The sequence below is a fragment of the Sphingobacterium sp. UBA5789 genome (assembly GCF_002418355.1).
Classification (GTDB): Bacteria; Bacteroidota; Bacteroidia; order Sphingobacteriales; family Sphingobacteriaceae; genus Sphingobacterium.
In genome coordinates this window covers 169,679-190,776 of record NZ_DIDX01000003.1, presented here as the reverse complement: position 1 = coordinate 190,776, position 21,098 = coordinate 169,679, and the positions used below count along the sequence as shown (strand labels likewise).

Sequence of the window (21,098 nt, the reverse complement as noted above, 5' to 3'; positions counted from 1 at the left end):
CTTATTTCATCAACTCTTCAAATACTATCAATTCGTTCTTAGTGATTACCTGATCACCTTCTTTATACCCTTCGCGGACATAGGTATATTCATTATTTTCAGCAACGGCTTTGATGGGCATAACCAACAGATCGCAATCACCATTATATACCACAGCATATTTCTGATTATTGTTAAAGATGATCGCATGATTGGGGATTGCTATTAGGGACTCTCCTACTAAAGATGATTTATCTATAATTACATCAGCACTCATGCCGGGTTTCAGCCTTAAATCTGCATTATCCAGAAGTACACGGGCTTTCAGGACACGTTCATCCTGATCAAAAACATTGGATATCTGCTGAATCTTACCTGTAAAAATCTCATCCGGATAAGCCAGTGTCTTTACAGCAACTGTAGCTCCGTTTTTGACGTACTGCAGATTATTTGCATAGATATTGACCATTACCCATATCTGTCTGAGATTGCTGAGTGCAAAGAGCTGGTCCTCATTATTAATATTAGCTCCCGGATTAAGGTTCTTCTCTACAATATAACCATCCTTAGGAGCCTTAATCTCAAATACCCCTCTGTGAGAAGTTGCATTATACAGATTCATATTAGCATCAAGACTCTGTAGGGCAGATTGCAAAGTAGCCAGTTCCATTCGCACTTCTTCTACCTGACGGGCAGAGGCCAGACCATCCTGAAACATACTCTGTGTGGACGAGACCTTCTGTCTGGCCAGTGCAATCTGATTAGTCAGACTTTGCCTTTCATTAGACATATCATTTACCGAGGTACTCCGCACAGTAGCCAGCACCTGTCCTCTCTTGACAAATTGTCCCAGATTGAACTGCACATTCTCGACCACACCTTCCAGCATACTCTTAAACTTGACCACATCATCCTCATTATAGCTGATGCTTCCGGTCAGTGAAATTTGCTCTTTTACCGGTCGGTAAGCTAGCGGTTCGAGTGCTATTTTCTTTTTAAATTCTTCATTCAGACAAAATTTATCCTGTTTGTCATCATTTTCTTTGGTTTCACCATTTCCTTGTCCACAGGACACAAAAGACAGTATCACTGCCATTAATACGGGAGTATAATATATCTTTTTCATCTTAAATATCTTTTCCGATAACATATTGCAATTCTTCGATAGTCTTTAAATATTGTTCTTTACGATCGATAAGGTTTTTCTTATTTTCAAGATAGGAGGACACAAAATCCACGAATTCTATTACGGAAATATTACGATTCTGAAAATTCCGTGTATATTTTTCAAGAGAAAGATCCATTTGCTTGTCAAAAGCACCGCTCAGCTTTTCCAGAATCCGTTGCAACTGAACTAACCGCTGTACCGTTGCATCAATTTCATTTACAATCACCAGTTTGTTTTGAGTAAGCTCTGTGCTGCTTTTTTCGATTTCCAGTTGTGCAATCCGTATATTCCCCTGATTCCGGTTAAAAACAGGAAGATCAATACTCGCCCCAAGACCGATGAAGTCCGGCATAACATTTCCCCCGCGGTCATATCCAAGGCTTAATTGTACATTGGGCTTTCGCTCTGCTTTTTCTATTGCCAGCTGCTGCCTGCTGATATCCACCTGATTACTAGCCATCCGAAAATCAGCTCTGTTTTCCAATGCAGTCTCTTTCCATCTCAATAAATCCGGAATAACATACGTATTGATTTGCAGAGCATTTGCTAGCACGATAGTTTCAGGGCCTTCTATATTGGAATAGGTCTTTATCTTTTTGATCAGGTCAATTTTACTGGCTCTGATTTCCGCCAGCTCATTTTCAAAAGACAACATTTCCGAATGGATACGCACATATTCCATTTCACTTACATTGCCCTGTTTCCATTGTTTCTCAAAAGCTTCGGATAGATTACGGAACAGTTCAAACTGAGATTGGTACAGGGACTCCTGCCCTTGCAACTTCTGTAATTCAATGACCGACTCCCGGAGGTCGAACTTCAGATTACGCAATGTTTCCTCGAATTCCAGTTCCTGATTTTTAAGGTTTAGTTGTTCCAGTTTGACTCTTTTCTTACGTTTTCCCGCTGTTTCGATGAGTTGTTCCAGTTCTAAGGATACCTGCTGATTTCTCCCCCAACTCCCTATCAAAGGAGACATTGTTTCCACAGGATTATTTTTCCAGAGATTAACTTCCGAAATAGAAAATGAAGGATTGGGCCACAGTTTGGCCTGTAGAATGGCGGCTCTTGACTGCTCAATCTTATACTTGCCTGCCAGCAGGTCCAGATTGGAGGAAAGAAACTGTTGTTCGATCTGCTCTTTGGAACGGATCATAACTGTATCCTGCTGCGCAAAACTTTGCAAAGAAACAGTAAGGAATACACTTATAGCTGCTAAATATTTCACACGATTTGATTTTGCAACAAAACTAATCGCGGCAGATTATACCCGGATTTGAGTAAGATTAGAATTTGGTTAGAACGGGTTAGAATTTAATTAGAGTATCGTTGGAAACTGGAGCTGAACTGTTGTTCCTTGCGGGTTAGATTCCATATGAAAATCAACTTTATGTTGTTTGAAAATGACAGAAGCCAGCGAAAGTCCGATGCCGCTTCCTTTGGTTGCTCCGATATTCTTCCCTCTGTAAAATGTCTGTGTAATCAAAGGAAGATCATGTGCAGAAATACCTATACCATGATCGATAACAGAAAGATTTAATCGCTCATTTATCTGCTCAAGCCGGATCAGTACCGGTTTATTACCGGAATATTTAATGGCATTTTCTACAATATTCAGAATAGACAGCTGGATCAGGACTTCATTACCTTTCACATTCAGTACATCCGGATTCCCCACCTGAAGGTCTACATCTATCTGTGCCTGATATTTCTCCTGACACTGGCTTACAATGTCCCATACCACTTCATCCAAACGAAATTTCTGAAAAGAATCTGTGGAATTCCGTGCTTCCGTCAGGATCAGCATATTATTAAGGATATCTTCTAGCGCATCTACATTTTCAAGTGCGATACGGGTAGCGCGCTGATATTCCTCCGGACTTCTTTCTTTCTGTGAGAAAACTTCCAGTGTTCCGGATATAGCTGTCAATGGCGTTCTGAATTCATGAGAAACATAGCTTACAAAATTTTTCTGTATAGCAAAAGTTTCTGAAACTCTGCTCAACAACGCATTGTAGGTATCGACCAGTTCCTGAAGTTCATCACCGGAATCTATAGAAGAAATAGGTTGATGAATAGTCGCTATTTCTTTATTACGCACTTCTTCCACCACACGTTTTATCGGCCTGTAAGCGATCTTACTCAATACCCTCGCCAGCACGACGATACTGGTCCATGCCGCCAGCAATACAACTACGACAATAGCCAGGAGCCTGTTGATCTGATTTTTGAACTCCGAATTCTGCTCTTTTACAAAAACATAAAAATCACCCTGATTATCTGGGTAATACATACCATAGTAGAAATGATTAGCGGATTGGAAAGAAATCTTTTTGCTTTTTTTCAATTGATTCAATCTTTCTGCAGATATATTCTGGTCTTGCATAAGATCTCCGAACCGCACTTTACCTGTAGCATCATAAATAGCCACACGGGAACGATGGATCAGGTTTTCAAACTGAATTTTAAATTCATTATGCTTTTCTCCCGACTGTTCATCTTTTTCTAGATAATAGATTCCGGTAATAAGACAGGTTTTTTCCAGTTCTTTGATGACTGACCGTTCGGAAGATTTATAAAATGTCCAGTAAATAAGAATAGCCGCCACAGAGAAGATCACACCGAATATCAGTGAGGTAATAAATGCTAATCTGTTTCTTAAATTCATATTATCCCTGAAACATATATCCTGTCCCTTTTACAGTCAGAATAAACTGATGTTTACTTTCATCTATTTTATTGCGCAGATAGGAGATGTATACATCTACCACATTGGTATTATTATCAAAATTGATTCCCCATACCGCATTTAACACCATCGTACGTGATACTACCTTATCTGTATTCTCCGCGAGGTATAACAATAATTTGAACTCCTTTGGAGAAAGTTCTATTTTTTCACCATCCTGATATACCGCATATTTATCCCGATCAATCTTTAAATTCTGGATGACAAGACTGTTACTCAACACTTCTTGCTTTTGGTATTTTGTTCTTCTTGTCAATGCATTGATACGGGAAATAAGTTCTTTGAAATGAAAGGGCTTGACCAGAAAATCATCTGCTCCACTATCCAGCGCAGCAATTTTGTCTTCGGCTTCGTTTAATGCACTTAGCATCAGAATCGGCGTAAGGTTCTTTTTATACCGGATCATTTTGGTAAGCTGAATTCCATCAATACCCGGAAGCATTACATCCATAATGATAATATCAAAGCTATGTTCAAAAACGACTTCTCGGGCATCTTCCGCAGATACACACAGTTGCACATTAAATCCGTTCTCTTCGAGTCCTTTGACAATAAAATCACTGATCCGGGCATCATCTTCCACAAGTAATATCTGCATAGTCTGTTTAATAGTCCAATACTTCAAATCTAGCCAAAAAAGATGTATTCCGAGAGACCGAGAATTTCCTTTTCTCTTTTTGACTTCAAAATGGCCTTATTAGGTGTGATTATATGTACTTTTATAAGGTTAATAAAACATTGATTTTGATGCTACACACTAAAAATATCGTCTTATTCGATGGCATCTGTAATGTCTGCAATGGCACGGTGAATTTTATTATGAAGCACGACAAGCAGCGTAAATTTTATTTTTCATCGCTACAATCCTCTCTTGGTCAGCAAGTGCAACAACAAACCGGACATCAGTTAAACTCCATCCTCTACATCAGACAAAACAAAGTCTTGAATAAAAGTGATGCTGTGCTCTATATTGCTAAAGATCTGGGATTCCCCTGGTCTCTTTGTTTTATTTTCAAGCCACTGCCAACTTCTTTACGGGATAGTTGTTATGACTTTATAGCACGAAACAGATACAAATGGTTCGGCAAAAGAGAACAGTGCCGGATTCCGACCGCTGAAGAGCGTCAGCATTTTATCTGACACCTTGGTTCTTTGCAAAACAGACAATACAAATAATACACAGATGAAAAACTCATTATTGATTAACAAAGCATATATCAATGGAAAATTCATTTCCGGTACAAAAACCTTTGATGTCATTAATCCTGCAACAGGAAAAGTTATAGAAACGCTCCCTGACCTATCGGTCAAAGAATGTACGAAAGCTATTGTTGCGGCAGAAAAAGCCTGGTTATCCTGGCGCGATGTTTCTGCAGGCGAACGTTCTACTCTCATCCGAAAGTGGTATGAGCTGCTCCTGGAAAATAAAAAAGCTCTTGCGGAAATTATGACCCTGGAAAGCGGAAAACCTTTACAGGAATCTCTTACGGAAGTAGATTATGGCAATTCATTTGTCGAGTGGTTTGCTGAAGAAGCCAAACGGGCATACGGAGAAACCATTCCTTCTTCAAAAAAAGGAATGCATCTGATGACTATAAAACAGGGAATAGGAGTTGTTGCAGCCATTACTCCCTGGAATTTCCCTTTGGCGATGGTGACCCGTAAAGTAGCCCCTGCACTCGCTGCAGGTTGCACGGTAATATTAAAACCAGCATCTCAAACTCCTTTTACAGCCATCGCTATTGCAAAGCTGGCGGAAGAAGCCGGTGTGCCTAAAGGTGTCATCAATGTTATCACAGGTAAAGATAGTGCCGGTATAGGTAAAGAACTGGCAACACATAAAAGTATCAGGAAATTATCCTTCACAGGCTCTACAGAAGTCGGAAAAACGCTAATGGAACAATCCGCTTCGAATATCAAAAAACTTTCTATGGAATTGGGCGGTAATGCACCTTTCATAGTTTTTGAGGACGCAGATATAGATGCTGCCGTACAGGGAGCGATCGCTGCAAAATTCAGAAATTCAGGGCAGACCTGTGTATCTGTCAACAGATTTTACATTCAGGACGGTGTGTATGATGCCTTTTCAAAAAAACTAACGAAGGCTGTAAAGGATTTAAAAGTAGGAAACGGATTGGACAAAGGAGTTCAGGTCGGTCCGTTAATCAATGCAAAAGGACTTGAAAAAGTGCAGCAACATGTTGCTGATGCGACAAAACGGGGAGCTAAAATAGCTGCCGGAGGAAAGCATATAGACGGATTATTCTTTGAACCTACCGTCCTGACTCATGTCCCTACAGATGCATTGATTGCACATGAAGAAACATTTGGACCGGTATGCGCACTTTTCAGGTTTACGACAGAAGAAGAAGTTATTGCATTGGCTAATGATACAGAATTCGGGTTGGCCTCTTATTTTTACAGCCAGCAGTTGAATCGCTGTTTACGTGTTGCAGAAAGATTGGAGGCAGGTATGGTGGGGATTAACGTAGGATTGATATCCAATGCTGCCGCTCCCTTTGGCGGAGTCAAAGAATCCGGTGTAGGTCGCGAAGGTTCCAGATACGGACTGGATGAGTATATGGAAATCAAGTATTTATGTTTTGGCGTTTAATAAACGCCAAAACATAAATACTCAGCTTATTTAGCAGAATTGATAAACGACATTAACTTTTCTTTGCTATCTGAAAAGACAAGTTTTTCCAGTAAGGTATGGTAATTTCTACGGTCATAACAGGTAGCGTATGCTGCCCGTGCAAATGTCAGCTTACCATCATCAAACGAAAATAAATCCAGTATCTGACCAATCTGCTTTACGGTCATACTGTTTTTCTGTGCGATCATAGAGGCTACTTTGGCTTTATCACTATCAAACCCTTGTCGATTGACAACACGTATTGCATCTTTTAACTCTTCGGCAGTCATGACTCTTTGGCTATATTCTTCTTCTCCCGGATCAACAAAAACAGGATCATTAGGATAACCAAAATCATAGGTATCAAAACTACGCTGGTCCGGCATTCTGAATTCTACAGGAAACATGGCAAACAACCTTAATTCCGGTCTTCCGACTCTGGAATAACGAACCAGATACATTTTATCCATAAAATACCCGTCTTCATCTGTAGGTCTGAAATTGTAGGAGACAATACTCGCCAGTCTTCTGTTTTTGAATTCCAGACGTACATCATAATTTCTCTTTTCTAATCGTTCAATACGTACTGCAGTACTAAACTGATCATTGTAACGTACGTTGTTAAGATATAAAATGAAAGGTTCCCGCTCTGAAAAAACGCTGAATACACCATTGGAAGAATTTGGCGTCTGAGCAAAAGCACTTGTCAGGCTGAGAAATGCAATAAGGCTAAAAAAGAGTTTACGAATAATCATATAATAGGGTATTAGTTTAATTCTATGACTACTTTGTAAGAGAAAGGATTAAGAGGTTTCAGGATTTTCTATACTTCTTGTAAAGTTTGACGGCCATCATCAGGACAACAGACAATCCCACCAGTCCTACTACTCCAAAAATCCAGTTGATAGCAGACTTTAAGACGATAGTAAATACAATAGCAAACAGAAAAAGGGTTGCCAGTTCATTCCATAAGCGCAGATTGGTAGAAGACCATGTACAGGTTTCTGCAGCTAGCTGACGCATAATCCTTTGGCATATAAAATGGTAAACAATGAGTCCCGCTACAAACAATAGCTTGACATGCATCCATCCCATCTGCAACCAGGAGGGACTCAGAAACAGCATAAGCGAACCAGCAGCAATGGTCAGGTACATGGCTGGTGTAGTAATAATCCACCACAACTTCGATTCCATAATCACAAACTGCTTATGCAGGATGGTATATTCCTCTTCAGATTTACGCTTAGCTTCTATATGATAGATAAATAACCGGACGATATAAAACAATCCTGCCATCCAACATACGACAAAAATAATATGAATCGCTTTAGCGTATAAATAAACCATGGGATTAATATTCTATTTTGAACAAAGATATAAAGAAACTGTCTGAACAGGTATCAACCTACTAATTGCGGAGTAAATTCCGTGTAGCAGTTACAATTGAAAATGTGCAGACAGTCCCTTAAGGATACTGAACTTATGTATTAGTATCTGAATTCTTTAATTACGTCCACAGCATATTTGACATGATCAAAAGACATATCCGGCATAATACCATGTCCCAGATTGAACAAGAAGCCATCCTGTCCTCTCATACGTTCGAACAGTTCATGAATTTTTTTCCTGATCACAGCTTTATCTGCATACAGAATAATCGGATCAAAATTTCCCTGAACTGCAATATCTTTCGGCAGGTTATTTTTTACATTCAGAATATCAGCATTCCAGTCCAATGAGATAACATCCGGTTTCGCTTCACTCATTATTGGATAGAAGACTGAGCTTCCACGTGCAAAGGAGATAACAGGAATACCTGCTCTGTTGATTCGGGAAATAATCTGTTGTGTATAAGCATGACCAAATTCGATATAATCATTCCAGGTCAATGCCATTGCCCAGCTATCGAATAACTGCACAGCATTCACTCCTGCAGCAATCTGCATATTCAGATAATCAACGGTAAGATCCGTGATCTTTTGTAAGATGTAATGAGCCAGTTTAGGATCATTATTCAATAGTGTTTTAGTGAGCTTAAAATCTCTTGACGATTTACCTTCTACCAGATAACTTAAGATCGTGAAAGGAGCTCCGGCAAAGCCTATCAGCGGAATACTTCCATTCAATCGCTCCTGAATCACTTTGATCGCGTCTGCTACATACTGTAATCTGTCTACACTTTGTGCATTCAGTTTTTCTGCATCTTCCCAACTTCTCACCGGATTGGAAAAACGAGGCCCTACTCCCTGCTCAAAAGATAAATCTCCTCCCATTGCTTCCGGAGTCACCAGAATATCTGAAAATAAAATAGCAGCATCAATATCCAGAAGGTCTACCGGCAACATGGTTACGTCGGCAGCTATTTCAGGAGTTTTGCACATTTCAAGAAAAGTATATTTATTCTTGATTTCCCAATATTCAGGCATATAACGTCCTGCCTGACGCATCATCCAGACTGGCGGACGTTCGGTTTGTTGTCCAAAAGCAGCTCTGATAAATAAATCGTTTTGTAAGGTTTTATTCACTATAAATGTTTTGATAATTCGTTTTCTATTTTCTCAACAATTGATTTCTGACGCTCTGTCAGCTTCAATTTATTTGCCACATCCAGATAAGCTTTCACTCTGTCGTAAGCTTGTTTTCTGAGGTTGATATTGGCAAGATTGATCAGCACCATTCCCTTTTCATGTTCGCGTTTCCAGGGTAAGCGTGATGCAAGCTGAAAATGATATTCTGCTTCGTCAATACGGTCTTCTTTGAGGGCAATATTTCCCATCATGAATTCATAAAAATTACGCCTTCCTTTGCGTAATGCATCAGGATTCGTTACTTCTGAAAGCAGTTGTTTTGTTTTTTCATAATCCTGCTTATGAAAAGCCTGTGTTGCCATAAATACAGATCCTTCTCTATACTGGCTCCACACTAAATAGCCTATACCACCCACGATATAGACACAAGCATAGTAGTGCCGGGCGTAGATGGCATAGAGAAGAAAGCATACAGCAATGGCAATGACTATATATCTAGCCTTTTTTGTCATTGGATATTATGGATTGTCTGTAAATTTATATCCAACACCACGGATGGAATGAAAATAAATAGGGTGTTTCTGATCCGGTTCAAAATATTTACGGAATGTCAGAATAAAGTTGTCAATGGTACGCGTAGAAGGGTAAACATCATAATTCCATACCGTTTCCAGAATCTGTTCACGTGATACCGCTTCATTTCTGCGCTCTATCAGTAGTTTCAACAGCATAGTTTCTTTCTTCGTCAATGAGGTAATGGTACCATCTGCATGGTGTAACTCATAGGAATTAAAATAAATGGTTTTATCACCGATTGTATAGGAATTAAGTTCTTTCAGATCATCCCCTTTCATTCCTCTGCGAACCAGATTTCCTACACGCAGAATAAGTTCTTCCAGATTGAAAGGTTTAACCAGATAATCATCTGCTCCCTTTTTAAGTCCAGTGATGCGGTCTTCACTACTGTTTTTGGCTGTCAGAAACATAATAGGAACTTCACTGTTTTGCAGACGAATAGTTTCAGCCACCTGGAAGCCATCGATCTCAGGGATCATGACATCCAGAATAATAAGGTTGAAACGCTCTTCTTTAAAAACTTTCAGTGCTTTCTTACCGTCTGTAGCGGTAGTTACACGATATCCCTCTAGCTCGAGGTTTAATTTGATTGCTTCCAGCAGATGTTCTTCATCTTCTACTAAAAGTATGCGTTGTTTAGCCTGCATAGTTGTCAAATGTTACTTCAAAAATACTCCCTGAAGGAGTGTTATCTTTTACTTTAATACTGGCATTGTGTTTTTGCAAAACCGTTTTCACTATATATAACCCCAAACCCGTGCCTTTGGTTTTTCGTGTAGATTCATTCCCTACACGATAAAATTTATTAAATATATTCTTTTTTTCTTCATCCGGAATACCGATACCATGATCTGTTACCGAAAATATCAATTTGCCTGACTCTCTTTTCAACCGTACAAATACACTTGCACATGGCGGAGAATATTTGATTGCATTTTCAATCAGATTGGTCACGACATTTGTAATCGCAAATTTATCCGCTACTATCCGCACATCAACGTCAAGATCAGGTTTGATAATCTGAGATCTGCAGGAATTCTTCTGCAGACGGTCAACAATAGATTCAACCATCTCTGTCAGATTAAACTCTTCTTTCGGCAGATTATAACTTCTGTTTTCCAGTTTAGTTGTCAGTAATACATTCTCCACAAGGTCATCCAGACGCTCAATATCCTTAAGTGAATTTTGCAAAAACATCTGTTGTTGTTCCTTATCCAGATCTCTTTTCAGAATAGTCTGAATGTACAGTTTCACAGATGCCAGCGGAGATTTTAATTCATGTGTGATGGCCAGTAAGAAGTTCTGTTGCTGCTGATGTATTTTGTGCTCTCTTTTAAAATTGTTCTTCAACCGTAATACTCCCCATAGAAATATCAGCAAGAAAAACATCCCCTCCCCGATAATCATAGATTTACGCTGAGGTTCGTATTTCACTAACATAATACCCCACCAGATAAGTTGGGAGATTGCATAAAACACTAAAAAATAAAACAGAAAAAGTGTCTTTCTCATACAGAAACTGAACAATGAAGGACAAAAATAGGCAATAGATCAGGTATTATAAAGTATCTACTGCATTATGACAATAATAGGAAAAACATTTACCACCTTTGCCGTAACCGGTGTTTAGTGCGGATTATTATACTCGTTTTTAGGGGATAAATAATACAGATATTCGCTCACAGTAAAAACACATACTTTGATTTTTAATTTCTAATTTTGGTTTACATATGTTCCATCATAAAAAAGATATATTTTTCGACCTCGATCACACCATCTGGGATTTTGATAAGAATGCGGAAGAGACCTTAGACGAGCTGTTTTTTAAATATGACTTTGATAAACTGTTCAATCATAGCAGTGCAGATCTGTTTATTTCGACCTACACATCTAATAATCATCGTTTATGGAATCTGTATCATCATGGAAAAATCGATAAACCGACGCTGAGAAAAGCAAGGTTTGAAAATACATTTACAGATCTGGGCGTAGATCCTTCTTTGTTTCCAAAAGATTTCGAAGAAGAATATTTGTTTATCTGTCCGCAGAAAACTAATTTATTCCCACATGCACATGAAACACTTGCTTATCTGAAAGAGCGGTATAATCTTCATCTGATCTCAAACGGATTTAAAGAAGCCTGTGAAGTAAAACTTGGAACAAGTGATCTGAAACAATATTTTCAGCATATTTTTATTTCTGAACTGGTTGGAGTAAACAAACCGGATCCTCTTATCTTTCACCATGCTATGCAAACTACAGGCACTTCTGCTGATCATGCCGTGATGATCGGAGACAATCTGGATGCAGATGTCAGAGGAGCTCAGAATGTGGGAATGGATGCCATTTACTTCAATCCGAATCGTATGCAGTTACCAAATGATGTATCGCATGCCATTAATGATCTCAGCGAATTGAAACATATGTTTTAATACTTTATCTTTATCGAAACAAAAAAGCAACGTATTAATACGTTGCTTTTTTGTTTTATAGAGCAGATTAAAATCTACAACACTTTTACCGTTACATTCTTAAGCCACACATCATTACCGTGGTCCTGGAAACCAATCACACCGGATTTGGTCTTGCCACCAACCTTACTAAGTAATTCAAATGCCAAAGGCCATTTTTCACTGCTGAATTTACTCGCTTCCAGCAGCGCTATCCATTCGGGAGTCCATAGCGTATATTCCACTACTTTTTCACCATTCTGATAATGGGTTACTTTACCATTATTCACTACAATCTTCGCTAAATTCCACTGACCTGCAGGTTTGCCATTCTGTGGTTTTGCCGGGATCATATCATACAGTGAACCTGATTTACGATTACCATCAACCCCCATTTTTGCATCAGGATGGTTTTCATTATCCAGCAACTGATACTCAGGACTTGAAATATAAATAGGCTGTCCTTCTATTTCTTTAGCCAGGAAAAATGTACCCGAATTTCCGGCTTCTGAAATTTTCCATTCAAATTCAAGTTCAAAATTTTTGAAATCATGTGCAAAAATCAAATCACCACCTTCTCCCGGCGTACTACCTATCGGTTTAGCTGTAAATTTGATCGTACCATCTTCAACACCCCATTTTGTAGGCACATGATCCTTATTATATCCTCTCCATCCTTCTAACGATTTACCGTCAAAAATAATGTATGCACCCTTACTGTTTTTAGGGAATTTTTTGATATCTACCTTTGGAAGATCTAACAGCTTATAAGAAGTTGCCACTGCTTTTTTTGTTTGTGCCTGAACCTGCTGAAATGCTCCGGAGCCTAACGACAAAGTTAGTGCAGCCATTCCTGCATACAGGTAATTAAATGTTGATTTCATGGTATTGTTTTTTATAATCGATTCAAACTGATCATTAAATTTAATAAAAAAAATCGAATACTACGATATTGCTAATTCCTTTTATCATCATTTCTAGAACTGCTCACCACCCTCCATATCGATAGAATTCTCAGGACGCTTTTTCTTTCCGAAATCCTGTGCTCCGAATCTGTATGAGAAAGAAAGCATAAACATGCGTTTCATCCAACGGCGTTCAAATGATGAATTAACCTGAGCTGTATTGATATATCCTCCGAATTTACGGGTGTTTAATAAGTCCCTTACATTAAACATAATACTTCCCTTTTTGTTTAACACCTCTTGCTTCAGACCTACATCTATTCCTGTCATAGCTTTTGTTTTACCTTGTGCAAGCAATCTTGGTGCATTGTAATCTGCGCGAAGTTGACCGGATAAGGAAGGAAGTATCTTCACATTAGAGGTCAGATTGGCATTCCAGTTGATTCCGTCACTCTCTTTAATCCCAAAGTCAGCGTTACCATCAATGCGGTTATAAAACATATTTCCGTTAACTGTAAAGTCCAGCCAACTGGTTGCGTTCACTTTAGAAATAAGCTCCAAACCTGCTACACTGGAATTCGTCAGATTTTCCCAGCGGCTTCTGGTCACACTGGAGAGTGTATCTACCTCATAAATATACGGCTGCATTACATCTTTCATACGACGGTAATATCCGGTAGCCAGAATATTCCATTTATCATAGAATTTAGCATAACTCATTTCAAAAGAATGGATATCTTCCGGCAATAAGTTAGGATTTCCCTGACGACGATTCATATCATCGGAAACATCCTCAAATGGATTCACCTGCCAGCCGCGCGGACGTTGTACACGTCTCGAATAACTAAATTGAATCTTATCGCCTTTCTCTCCTAAAGCATAAGTAAGAAACGCTGTAGGATACAATCTGAAATAATCCTGTTTAGCAACTGTTTCTATTTCATTTGCCGGTAATGAAGGATCTTTTTTGAAGTAAGTAGAAGTCAGGTACGTTTGTTCTCCGCGTAATCCGATCTGATATGAAATCTTATCCGTCAGTTTATTCTGATAATTTACGTACAAGGCATGGACAGAATTAGTCAGATCAAAATCATTACTGATATCATAATCCGGAAAATAATTACCAGACACGTTGTCCAGCGTATCAGAAAACTGTGTGTCAGCTGATTTTCGAATAATAGATTTATATCCAGTTTCTAATTTACTGTCTTTTGAAAAGGGAAGTGTATAATCGACCTGAATATTCATATTTTTCCCGTCTTCAGAAGTTTTATTCAATCTGCTTGTGGCTGGAAGTCCTGATGAATAAGTCTGATTGAAATCATTTGTTCCGTCTTCCGTATCTCTCCCATACATAAAATTCGCAGTCAGTTCCTCTCCTTCTCTTGCAAATTTTCTGCTAAAATCCAGATTCAGATCATACCCAAGATCATCTTCTTTCTGACGCGATCCTCTAAAGCTTGTACCGGATAATTCGGGGTGATTGAAATAATTATAATTCAAATCATTACGACGATCATTATCCCGAATACTCAGATTTCCGGAAATTCCGATGGTAGTTTTTGCGTTTGGTGAATATTCCACACCTAATTTTACCATATTATTGATTCCTTTTCTTTCAGAATCTTCTGTATTATTAATCTGGCTGTTATTATTGAGATAAGTATTATTGGTAAGACCTCCTCCTACCATATTACGGCGATTGAAGTTATAACTTCCGCTGTAATTGAATTTTTCATCTTTATAATTGAGACTTGCTCCTGCCATATAGTTATTATAAGAACCTGCAGAAGCATTTACAGTACCGTTGAGTCCGGTTCTGACATTCTTTTTCAAAACAATATTGATGATCCCCGATTGACCTTCGGCATCGTATTTTGAAGATGGATTCGTGATGACCTCTACTTTTTCGATCGCATTAGCAGGCAGAGATTGCAACAGGCTTGTAATATCGCTTCCAGCCATTGCCGATTCCTTCCCGTCAATCAGAATACGTACACTGCTGGATCCGCGTAAACTCACTGTACCATCCATATCAACCTGCAGTGTCGGTACATTAGCCAGCAGATCTGTAGCTGTACCACCAACGCTGACGAGACTTTGGCCTACATTAAAAACTTTACGGTCTATACCGATTTCCATAGCTGGAACTTTTCCCTCAACCAGTACTTCTCCCAGCATCTTTCCGTCTTCCAGCATTGACAAGGTGCCGAGATCTACATTTTTATTTGCCTGTACGACGATATTTTCCTGGATAAGGTTGGTATATCCCATATAAGAAATACGGAGCGTATACACCCCCGCATCTACATCCTGAAAAAGAAGTTGACCTTTAATATCAGACTGCTGTCCTTTTACATATGCCTGAGAAGATTGTTTCAGAAGCGCAGCACTGGCACCTAGAATAGGTTCGTTTGACTTCTCATCAACAACGATTGCTTTGATCTGAACATTTTGTCCAAATGATAAAATGGGTAGTAGCGTAAATACAAAATAAAGTAAGATTTTCGGTGACATGCTGTATATGATTACAAATGGAAAAGCAAAAATGCTTCTTTTTACTTGCAATCGCTTATTCGTAACCGCATTATTACGAAGGATTCGCAGTCACCGGTACAGGCAAAGTTTATTCAACAGAAACCGTAAGTCCTTCTGATTTTAGGATCTTTCTGTACACTTCCATTTCTGTAAATGATCCTTCCAGAATAGCACATTTACCTTCAGTATGTACCTTCCAGGCGATCTGTTCAGCCTGTTTTTCGGTATATTGAAGATGTTTCATCAAACATTCAATCACATGGTCAAAAGTATTGGTTTCATCATTCCACAGAATAAGTCTGTTAGAGCTTTTCGCTGCTGCTAAAATCTCCTCTAATGAATAGGTTTCCTCTTGTGTCTGTACACTCATGATACAAAAGTAAGTAATTTTCAAAAATTGTGTAATTTTGAAGTTCTTAAAATTGTAAGATAAAGAAATATGTTTCAATCCAAAATTGCCGGGATAGGCTATTACGTCCCAAAAAATGTATATACCAATAACGATCTCACCCGTTTTATGGATACCAGTGATGAGTGGATCCAGGAACGTACCGGAATCAAGGAACGTCGTTATGCTGACCGGTTGGGGGAAACTACAACCACGATGGCTATAGAAGCTTCTAAAATCGCTATTGAGCGGGCAAATACAACTGCTGAGGAAATTGACTTTGTGATTTTTGCGACCTTGTCTCCTGATTATTACTTTCCGGGATGTGGCGTGCTGCTGCAACGCGAAATGGGCATGAAAGAAATAGGCGCACTTGATATTCGAAATCAGTGTTCGGGTTTCATCTATGCCATATCAGTAGCAGATCAGTTTATCAAAACCGGCATGTACAAAAATATTCTCGTTGTCGGCTCTGAGAAACAGTCCTTTGCTATGGATTTTGCGACGAGAAGCCGTTCGGTATCTGTTATCTTTGGAGACGGTGCAGGAGCTGTAGTACTACAGCCTACACAGGAAGCCGGAAAAGGTATTCTCAGCACTCATCTTCACTCTGACGGAGCAGATGCAGAGAAACTGGCGATGTATTATCCCGGAGCTTCTGCGGGCATCTGGCTGGAGAACCCTCCGCAATGGCCGGATCAGGAACTCGGCGGACTCTATATGACAAAAGAAATGCTGGAAGACGGATCAACTTCCGCATATATGGACGGACAGGCTGTATTCAAAAAAGCAGTGGTCAAATTCCCCGAAGTTATTGGAGAAGCACTCGCAAAAAACAACCTTACTTCTACTGACATTGATATGCTCATACCTCATCAGGCGAATCTGAGAATTTCTCAATATGTACAGAAAACACTTGGACTTAGAGATGACCAGGTATTTAATAATATTCAAAAATATGGAAATACGACTGCCGCTTCAGTTCCTATTGCTTTGTGTGAAGCCTGGGAAGAGGGAAAGATCAAAGAAGGAGATCTGGTTTGCCTTGCTGCATTCGGAGCTGGATTTACCTGGGGATCAGCATTGATCAGATGGTAAGATCTGAACGACTATCTTTAATAAAAACAAAAAGGGGAAATCTATCGATTTCCCCTTTTTCCTTATATAAAAAATTACGTTTATCCGTTAGATAGTGCAGCAGCACCTGAAACGATCTCTGTAAGCTCTGTTGTAATAGCAGCCTGGCGTGCCTGGTTGTAAGACAATTTCAATGCTTTCAAAAGATCTCCGGCATTTTCTGTTGCTTTATCCATAGCTGTCATACGTGCTCCGTGTTCAGAAGCATGGGAATCCAGAATCGCTTTATAAAGCTGAGTCTTGATCGCTTTAGGGATCAGTTCTTCAATAATCTTTTCCTTAGAAGGTTCGATAATGTAATCGACTTCTTTCGGTTGTTTATCTTCAGGTTTACTGTCTTCACTTGGTAACAAAGGTAGAATCTGCTCTGCAGTAAGCACTTGTACTGCAGCATTACGAAACTGATTGTATATTACTTCTACACGATCAAAGTTTCCTAATTTGAATTGTTCCATTACAAACTCCGTAATCTTTGAGGTATTTTCAAAGTTCAAGTCAGCGAACAGATCACTGTGATTAGCAATCACATGATAAGCATCACGCTTAGCGTAAAAGTCATTTCCTTTTTTACCGATAGCGATAATACTTACATTACCTTTTCTCAGCTGTTCAGCATATTTCGAAGCAACAAGATTATTAGTTGCTTTAATCACATTCGCATTGAAAGCACCTGCAAGTCCTCTGTTAGATGATACGACAATCAAAAGCACTTTATTCGGCTCCCGATCTTTTGTAAAAGGAGAATCATTTCCCTCTACACTCGCAGATACATCTGCCAGAATATCTCTTAGTTTGGTAGCATACGGACGTAGCTGCACAATAGCGTTGGTAGCACGCTTTAATTTAGCGGCTGACACCATTTTCATGGCCTTTGTGATCTGCTGCGTCGATGATACCGACGTAATACGGTTTCTTACTTCTTTTAAATTTGCCATACTATAATTGAGATTTGAGCACTGAGTATTGCGTATTGAGTATAAGACTCTATACTCAATACTCGTTACTCATATCTTATTAATATTGTGATGCTAATTCTTTAGCAACTTTTTCTAACACATCAGTCAATTCATCTGAGAATTTACCAGCTTTCAAAGCTGCTAATACTTCCGGATGACGTTGTTCCAATTGAGTCAAGTAATCTTCTTCAAAAGCACGAACCTTATTTACAGGGACACTACGGAAAAGACCTTTTGTACCAGCATAGATAATCGCTACTTGTTTTTCAACAGGTACTGGAGAGAATTGACCTTGTTTCAAAATTTCAACGTTACGTACACCTTTATCAATTACTGCTTTAGTAGCTGCATCTAAGTCCGAACCGAATTTAGCAAAAGCTTCCAGCTCGCGGTATTGAGCCTGATCTAACTTTAGAGTACCCGAAACTTTTTTCATGGATTTGATCTGTGCATTACCACCAACTCGTGATACCGAGATACCTACGTTGATAGCCGGACGGATACCAGCATTGAATAAGTTAGACTCCAGGAAGATCTGTCCATCGGTGATCGAGATTACGTTGGTAGGGATATATGCGGATACGTCACCTGCCTGAGTTTCGATAATAGGAAGAGCTGTCAGTGAACCACCACCTTTTACCAAATGCTTGATAGAAGCCGGAAGGTCATTCATATTGCGTGCGATCTCATCCGAAGAGTTGATTTTTGCAGCACGCTCTAATAAGCGGGAGTGAAGATAGAAAACGTCTCCAGGGTAAGCCTCACGGCCCGGTGGACGACGAAGTAATAAAGATACTTCACGGTAAGCTACCGCTTGTTTAGATAAATCATCATATACGATCAATGCAGGACGACCTGTATCACGGAAAAACTCTCCGATCGCAGCTCCGGCCATTGGCGCGTAGAACTGCATTGGAGCAGGATCTGCCGCAGAAGCATTGACAATAACAGTATAAGCCATAGCGCCTCTTTCTTCCAATACACGAACGATGTTCGCTACAGTGGAGTTTTTCTGACCTACAGCTACATAGATACAAAATACAGGCTGACCTGCATCGTAAAATTCTTTTTGGTTAAGGATGGTATCGATACATACAGCAGTTTTACCTGTCTGACGGTCACCGATAACCAACTCACGCTGACCACGACCAATAGGAATCATCGCATCAATAGCTTTGATACCTGTCTGTAATGGCTCCGTTACGGGCTGACGGTAGATAACACCGGGAGCTTTACGCTCGATAGGCATTTCGTATGTCTCACCTACAACAGGTCCCTTACCATCAATAGGCTGACCTAACGTATTTACAACACGACCCAAAAGTCCTTCACCCACCTGAATGGATGCAATACGATCGGTACGTTTTACAGTATCTCCTTCTTTCACATCTTCCGAAGAGCCCAAAAGTACAACACCTACGTTGTCTTCTTCCAGGTTCATCACGATACCTTGTAATCCGTTATCAAACTCTACCAACTCTCCTGACTGTACTTTAGTTAAGCCGTAGATTCGAGCGATACCGTCACCTATTGTAAGGACTGTACCCACTTCTTCGAGTTCGGCTTCTGATTTAAAGCCTGACAATTGTTCTCTCAAGATTGCCGAAACTTCATCTGGTCTTACCTCTATCATTGTAATTTTTATAAGGGGTTTTTATTTTTGTTTTATTATCAAGTTCAATCGTTATACCGACTGAGCAGTTAAATATCTTTCTAAATCATCCAGTTTACGTGCGATACTGGTATCGATCTGCTTATCACCTACTTTTACGATGAAACCTCCGATAAGGGAAGCATCAACTTTATTTGTCAGCAAGACCTGTGCATTTAGCTCTTCTGTAATCACTTTTTTCAATGCGTCCAGATTCTCTGCTGAAAGAGGTGCCGCCGAAATAACAGTCGCTTCTACAATACCTTTGATTGTATTGTATTCACGTAAAAATTCCTGTGCTGTATTATAAAGGATTTCACCACGGCCTTTGAAGATCATGATTCTGAAAAATGCCAGTACGGAAGCACCGAATTTATCCTTAAAGATTTGTTCAAGGATGGCATATTTCTTATCCCAGGTAATAATCGGATTTGCTAAGACAGCACGCAAGCTAGAATTTTCCTTCAACACAGATACAAATTGATCTATATTGGATTTCACTTCCTCCAGTTGACCCTGTTCCTGCGACAAGTCGATTAACGACTTTGCATATCTAGATGCTACTTTAAATACTGACATAGTTATAAATTATAATTTGAAAACCTGAATGAATGATTAGTTCAATTTAACATCCTTAAGCAAATCAGCAACTAATGCCTGCTGTTTACCCTGGTCTTCAAATTCTTTGCTTAACACTTTGCGAGCGATCTCAATAGACAGTTCAGAAACCTGTGCTTTTACTTCAGCCAGCGCTTTAGTTTTTTGCGTATCGATTTCCTGTTTAGCTTGTGCGATTAATCTCTTACCTTCCGCATGTGCCTGATCTCTGGCTTCAATAACGATCTTTTCTTTAAGTTCTTTTGCTTCTTTCAGAATCAGATCACGCTCAGCACGCGCTTCTTTCAATAACTGCTCGTTTTCATTTGTCAAACGAGTCATTTCCAGTTTTGCCTTCTCAGCAGCTGCTAACGCGTTAGAAATACCTGTCTCACGCTCATCCAGAGCATTAACAATAGGTTTCCAAGCAAATTTACCTAAGATAAAGATTACTATTAATAATATGATCAGTTGCCAAAAAAACAGACCATACGAAAACTGATTAATTAATGCTTCCATTTGTATATATTATAAAATATTATTTCTTTTTAATTTTTTCTTTTTTTACCTGAAGAAGCACCGCTTGCAACCAACCGTTGCAAATGGTGCTTGTACTGTAACATTGGATTATCTACCTAAGATTAAAGCACCGAATGCTAAACCTTCTACTAGGGCACCAATGATGATCATTGCAGTTTGAATTTTTGATGCTGCTTCTGGCTGACGAGCGATAGCTTCCATTGCGGAACCACCGATTTTACCTAGTCCTAGACCTGCACCGATAACGATTAAACCTGCACCTACTAAATTTGGAATCATAACAATTTAATTATATAAAAAT

The 21,098-nt window shown here is 39.3% G+C and carries 22 protein-coding genes; 4 read left to right on the top strand and 18 right to left on the bottom strand.

Annotated elements, in window-relative coordinates; all coding sequences use genetic code 11:
- Nucleotide 1 precedes the first annotated feature (1 nt).
- The 4 genes from B4B65_RS07065 to B4B65_RS07050 all read right to left on the bottom strand — a co-directional run bounded on the left by B4B65_RS07065 (nt 2) and on the right by B4B65_RS07050 (nt 4,494).
- Nucleotides 2-1,105: an efflux RND transporter periplasmic adaptor subunit gene (locus B4B65_RS07065; protein WP_236582270.1), complete on the bottom strand. Its 1,104-nt coding sequence runs from the start codon at nt 1,103-1,105 to the stop codon at nt 2-4.
- Nucleotide 1,106: 1 nt separating this feature from the next.
- The gene (locus B4B65_RS07060) at nt 1,107-2,375 is read right to left on the bottom strand and encodes a TolC family protein (RefSeq protein WP_293914606.1); all 1,269 of its coding nucleotides are present in this window, start codon (nt 2,373-2,375) and stop codon (nt 1,107-1,109) included.
- Nucleotides 2,376-2,465: 90 nt separating this feature from the next.
- Complete coding sequence (locus tag B4B65_RS07055; protein WP_293914604.1) at nt 2,466-3,815, bottom strand: sensor histidine kinase; 1,350 nt, start codon at nt 3,813-3,815, stop codon at nt 2,466-2,468.
- Nucleotide 3,816: 1 nt separating this feature from the next.
- Nucleotides 3,817-4,494 (bottom strand): response regulator transcription factor, encoded by a 678-nt coding sequence (locus tag B4B65_RS07050; protein ID WP_201680377.1) that lies wholly within the window; start codon nt 4,492-4,494, stop codon nt 3,817-3,819.
- Nucleotides 4,495-4,643: 149 nt separating this feature from the next.
- Here B4B65_RS07050 and B4B65_RS07045 point away from each other — a divergent pair, with 149 nt between their 5' ends.
- Both B4B65_RS07045 and B4B65_RS07040 read left to right on the top strand, forming a co-directional pair.
- Nucleotides 4,644-5,036: a thiol-disulfide oxidoreductase DCC family protein gene (locus B4B65_RS07045; RefSeq protein ID WP_293914603.1), complete on the top strand. Its 393-nt coding sequence runs from the start codon at nt 4,644-4,646 to the stop codon at nt 5,034-5,036.
- Nucleotides 5,037-5,079: 43 nt separating this feature from the next.
- Nucleotides 5,080-6,510 carry an NAD-dependent succinate-semialdehyde dehydrogenase gene (locus B4B65_RS07040; RefSeq protein WP_293914602.1) on the top strand — a complete coding sequence of 477 codons (1,431 nt, stop codon included), beginning with the start codon at nt 5,080-5,082 and terminating at the stop codon, nt 6,508-6,510.
- Between the two features lie 26 nt (nt 6,511-6,536).
- On the opposite strand, the gene B4B65_RS07035 is transcribed toward B4B65_RS07040, so the two are convergent.
- From B4B65_RS07035 to B4B65_RS07010, 6 genes are all read right to left on the bottom strand, one after another.
- A complete protein-coding gene (locus tag B4B65_RS07035; protein ID WP_293914601.1) occupies nt 6,537-7,286 on the bottom strand; it encodes a DUF4476 domain-containing protein in 750 nt (249 codons plus the stop codon).
- 58 nt (nt 7,287-7,344) lie between these two features.
- Nucleotides 7,345-7,878: a CopD family protein gene (locus B4B65_RS07030; RefSeq protein WP_293914599.1), complete on the bottom strand. Its 534-nt coding sequence runs from the start codon at nt 7,876-7,878 to the stop codon at nt 7,345-7,347.
- 140 nt (nt 7,879-8,018) lie between these two features.
- On the bottom strand, nt 8,019-9,056 hold the full coding sequence (gene hemE / locus B4B65_RS07025; protein WP_293914597.1) for a uroporphyrinogen decarboxylase: 1,038 nt from the start codon (nt 9,054-9,056) through the stop codon (nt 8,019-8,021).
- On the bottom strand, nt 9,056-9,571 hold the full coding sequence (locus B4B65_RS07020; RefSeq protein WP_201680384.1) for a hypothetical protein: 516 nt from the start codon (nt 9,569-9,571) through the stop codon (nt 9,056-9,058). Before B4B65_RS07020 ends, hemE begins: the two co-directional genes overlap by 1 nt.
- A gap of 6 nt (nt 9,572-9,577) precedes the next feature.
- The gene (locus B4B65_RS07015) at nt 9,578-10,282 is read right to left on the bottom strand and encodes a response regulator transcription factor (protein ID WP_002992899.1); all 705 of its coding nucleotides are present in this window, start codon (nt 10,280-10,282) and stop codon (nt 9,578-9,580) included.
- Nucleotides 10,272-11,147 (bottom strand): sensor histidine kinase, encoded by an 876-nt coding sequence (locus tag B4B65_RS07010; protein WP_293914596.1) that lies wholly within the window; start codon nt 11,145-11,147, stop codon nt 10,272-10,274. The genes B4B65_RS07015 and B4B65_RS07010 overlap by 11 nt, the downstream gene beginning before the upstream one ends.
- Nucleotides 11,148-11,365: 218 nt before the next feature.
- Here B4B65_RS07010 and B4B65_RS07005 point away from each other — a divergent pair, with 218 nt between their 5' ends.
- Complete coding sequence (locus tag B4B65_RS07005) at nt 11,366-12,067, top strand: YjjG family noncanonical pyrimidine nucleotidase (RefSeq protein ID WP_293914595.1); 702 nt, start codon at nt 11,366-11,368, stop codon at nt 12,065-12,067.
- Nucleotides 12,068-12,141: 74 nt separating this feature from the next.
- On the opposite strand, the gene B4B65_RS07000 is transcribed toward B4B65_RS07005, so the two are convergent.
- The 3 genes from B4B65_RS07000 to B4B65_RS06990 all read right to left on the bottom strand — a co-directional run bounded on the left by B4B65_RS07000 (nt 12,142) and on the right by B4B65_RS06990 (nt 15,898).
- Nucleotides 12,142-12,969: a 3-keto-disaccharide hydrolase gene (locus B4B65_RS07000; RefSeq protein WP_293914593.1), complete on the bottom strand. Its 828-nt coding sequence runs from the start codon at nt 12,967-12,969 to the stop codon at nt 12,142-12,144.
- A 93-nt stretch (nt 12,970-13,062) separates the two neighbouring features.
- Nucleotides 13,063-15,507, bottom strand: a complete 2,445-nt coding sequence (locus B4B65_RS06995) for an outer membrane beta-barrel family protein (protein WP_201680389.1) — start codon at nt 15,505-15,507, stop codon at nt 13,063-13,065.
- A 109-nt stretch (nt 15,508-15,616) separates the two neighbouring features.
- The gene (locus B4B65_RS06990; protein WP_003011815.1) at nt 15,617-15,898 is read right to left on the bottom strand and encodes an ATP-dependent Clp protease adaptor ClpS; all 282 of its coding nucleotides are present in this window, start codon (nt 15,896-15,898) and stop codon (nt 15,617-15,619) included.
- A 69-nt stretch (nt 15,899-15,967) separates the two neighbouring features.
- On the opposite strand from B4B65_RS06990, the gene B4B65_RS06985 reads away from it, so the two are divergent.
- A complete protein-coding gene (locus B4B65_RS06985) occupies nt 15,968-17,014 on the top strand; it encodes a 3-oxoacyl-ACP synthase III family protein (RefSeq protein ID WP_201680390.1) in 1,047 nt (348 codons plus the stop codon).
- Nucleotides 17,015-17,094: 80 nt separating this feature from the next.
- Here the strand turns inward: B4B65_RS06985 and atpG are convergent, their stop codons facing one another.
- The 5 genes from atpG to atpE all read right to left on the bottom strand — a co-directional run bounded on the left by atpG (nt 17,095) and on the right by atpE (nt 21,076).
- The gene (gene atpG / locus B4B65_RS06980; RefSeq protein ID WP_201680391.1) at nt 17,095-17,988 is read right to left on the bottom strand and encodes an ATP synthase F1 subunit gamma; all 894 of its coding nucleotides are present in this window, start codon (nt 17,986-17,988) and stop codon (nt 17,095-17,097) included.
- Nucleotides 17,989-18,067: 79 nt separating this feature from the next.
- A complete protein-coding gene (atpA, locus tag B4B65_RS06975; RefSeq protein WP_003011810.1) occupies nt 18,068-19,642 on the bottom strand; it encodes a F0F1 ATP synthase subunit alpha in 1,575 nt (524 codons plus the stop codon).
- Between the two features lie 51 nt (nt 19,643-19,693).
- A complete protein-coding gene (atpH, locus tag B4B65_RS06970) occupies nt 19,694-20,239 on the bottom strand; it encodes an ATP synthase F1 subunit delta (RefSeq protein WP_201680393.1) in 546 nt (181 codons plus the stop codon).
- A gap of 36 nt (nt 20,240-20,275) precedes the next feature.
- Nucleotides 20,276-20,776 carry a F0F1 ATP synthase subunit B gene (locus B4B65_RS06965; RefSeq protein ID WP_002992878.1) on the bottom strand — a complete coding sequence of 167 codons (501 nt, stop codon included), beginning with the start codon at nt 20,774-20,776 and terminating at the stop codon, nt 20,276-20,278.
- Nucleotides 20,777-20,884: 108 nt separating this feature from the next.
- Nucleotides 20,885-21,076 (bottom strand): ATP synthase F0 subunit C, encoded by a 192-nt coding sequence (atpE, locus tag B4B65_RS06960; RefSeq protein WP_002992877.1) that lies wholly within the window; start codon nt 21,074-21,076, stop codon nt 20,885-20,887.
- Nucleotides 21,077-21,098: the final 22 nt, after the last annotated feature.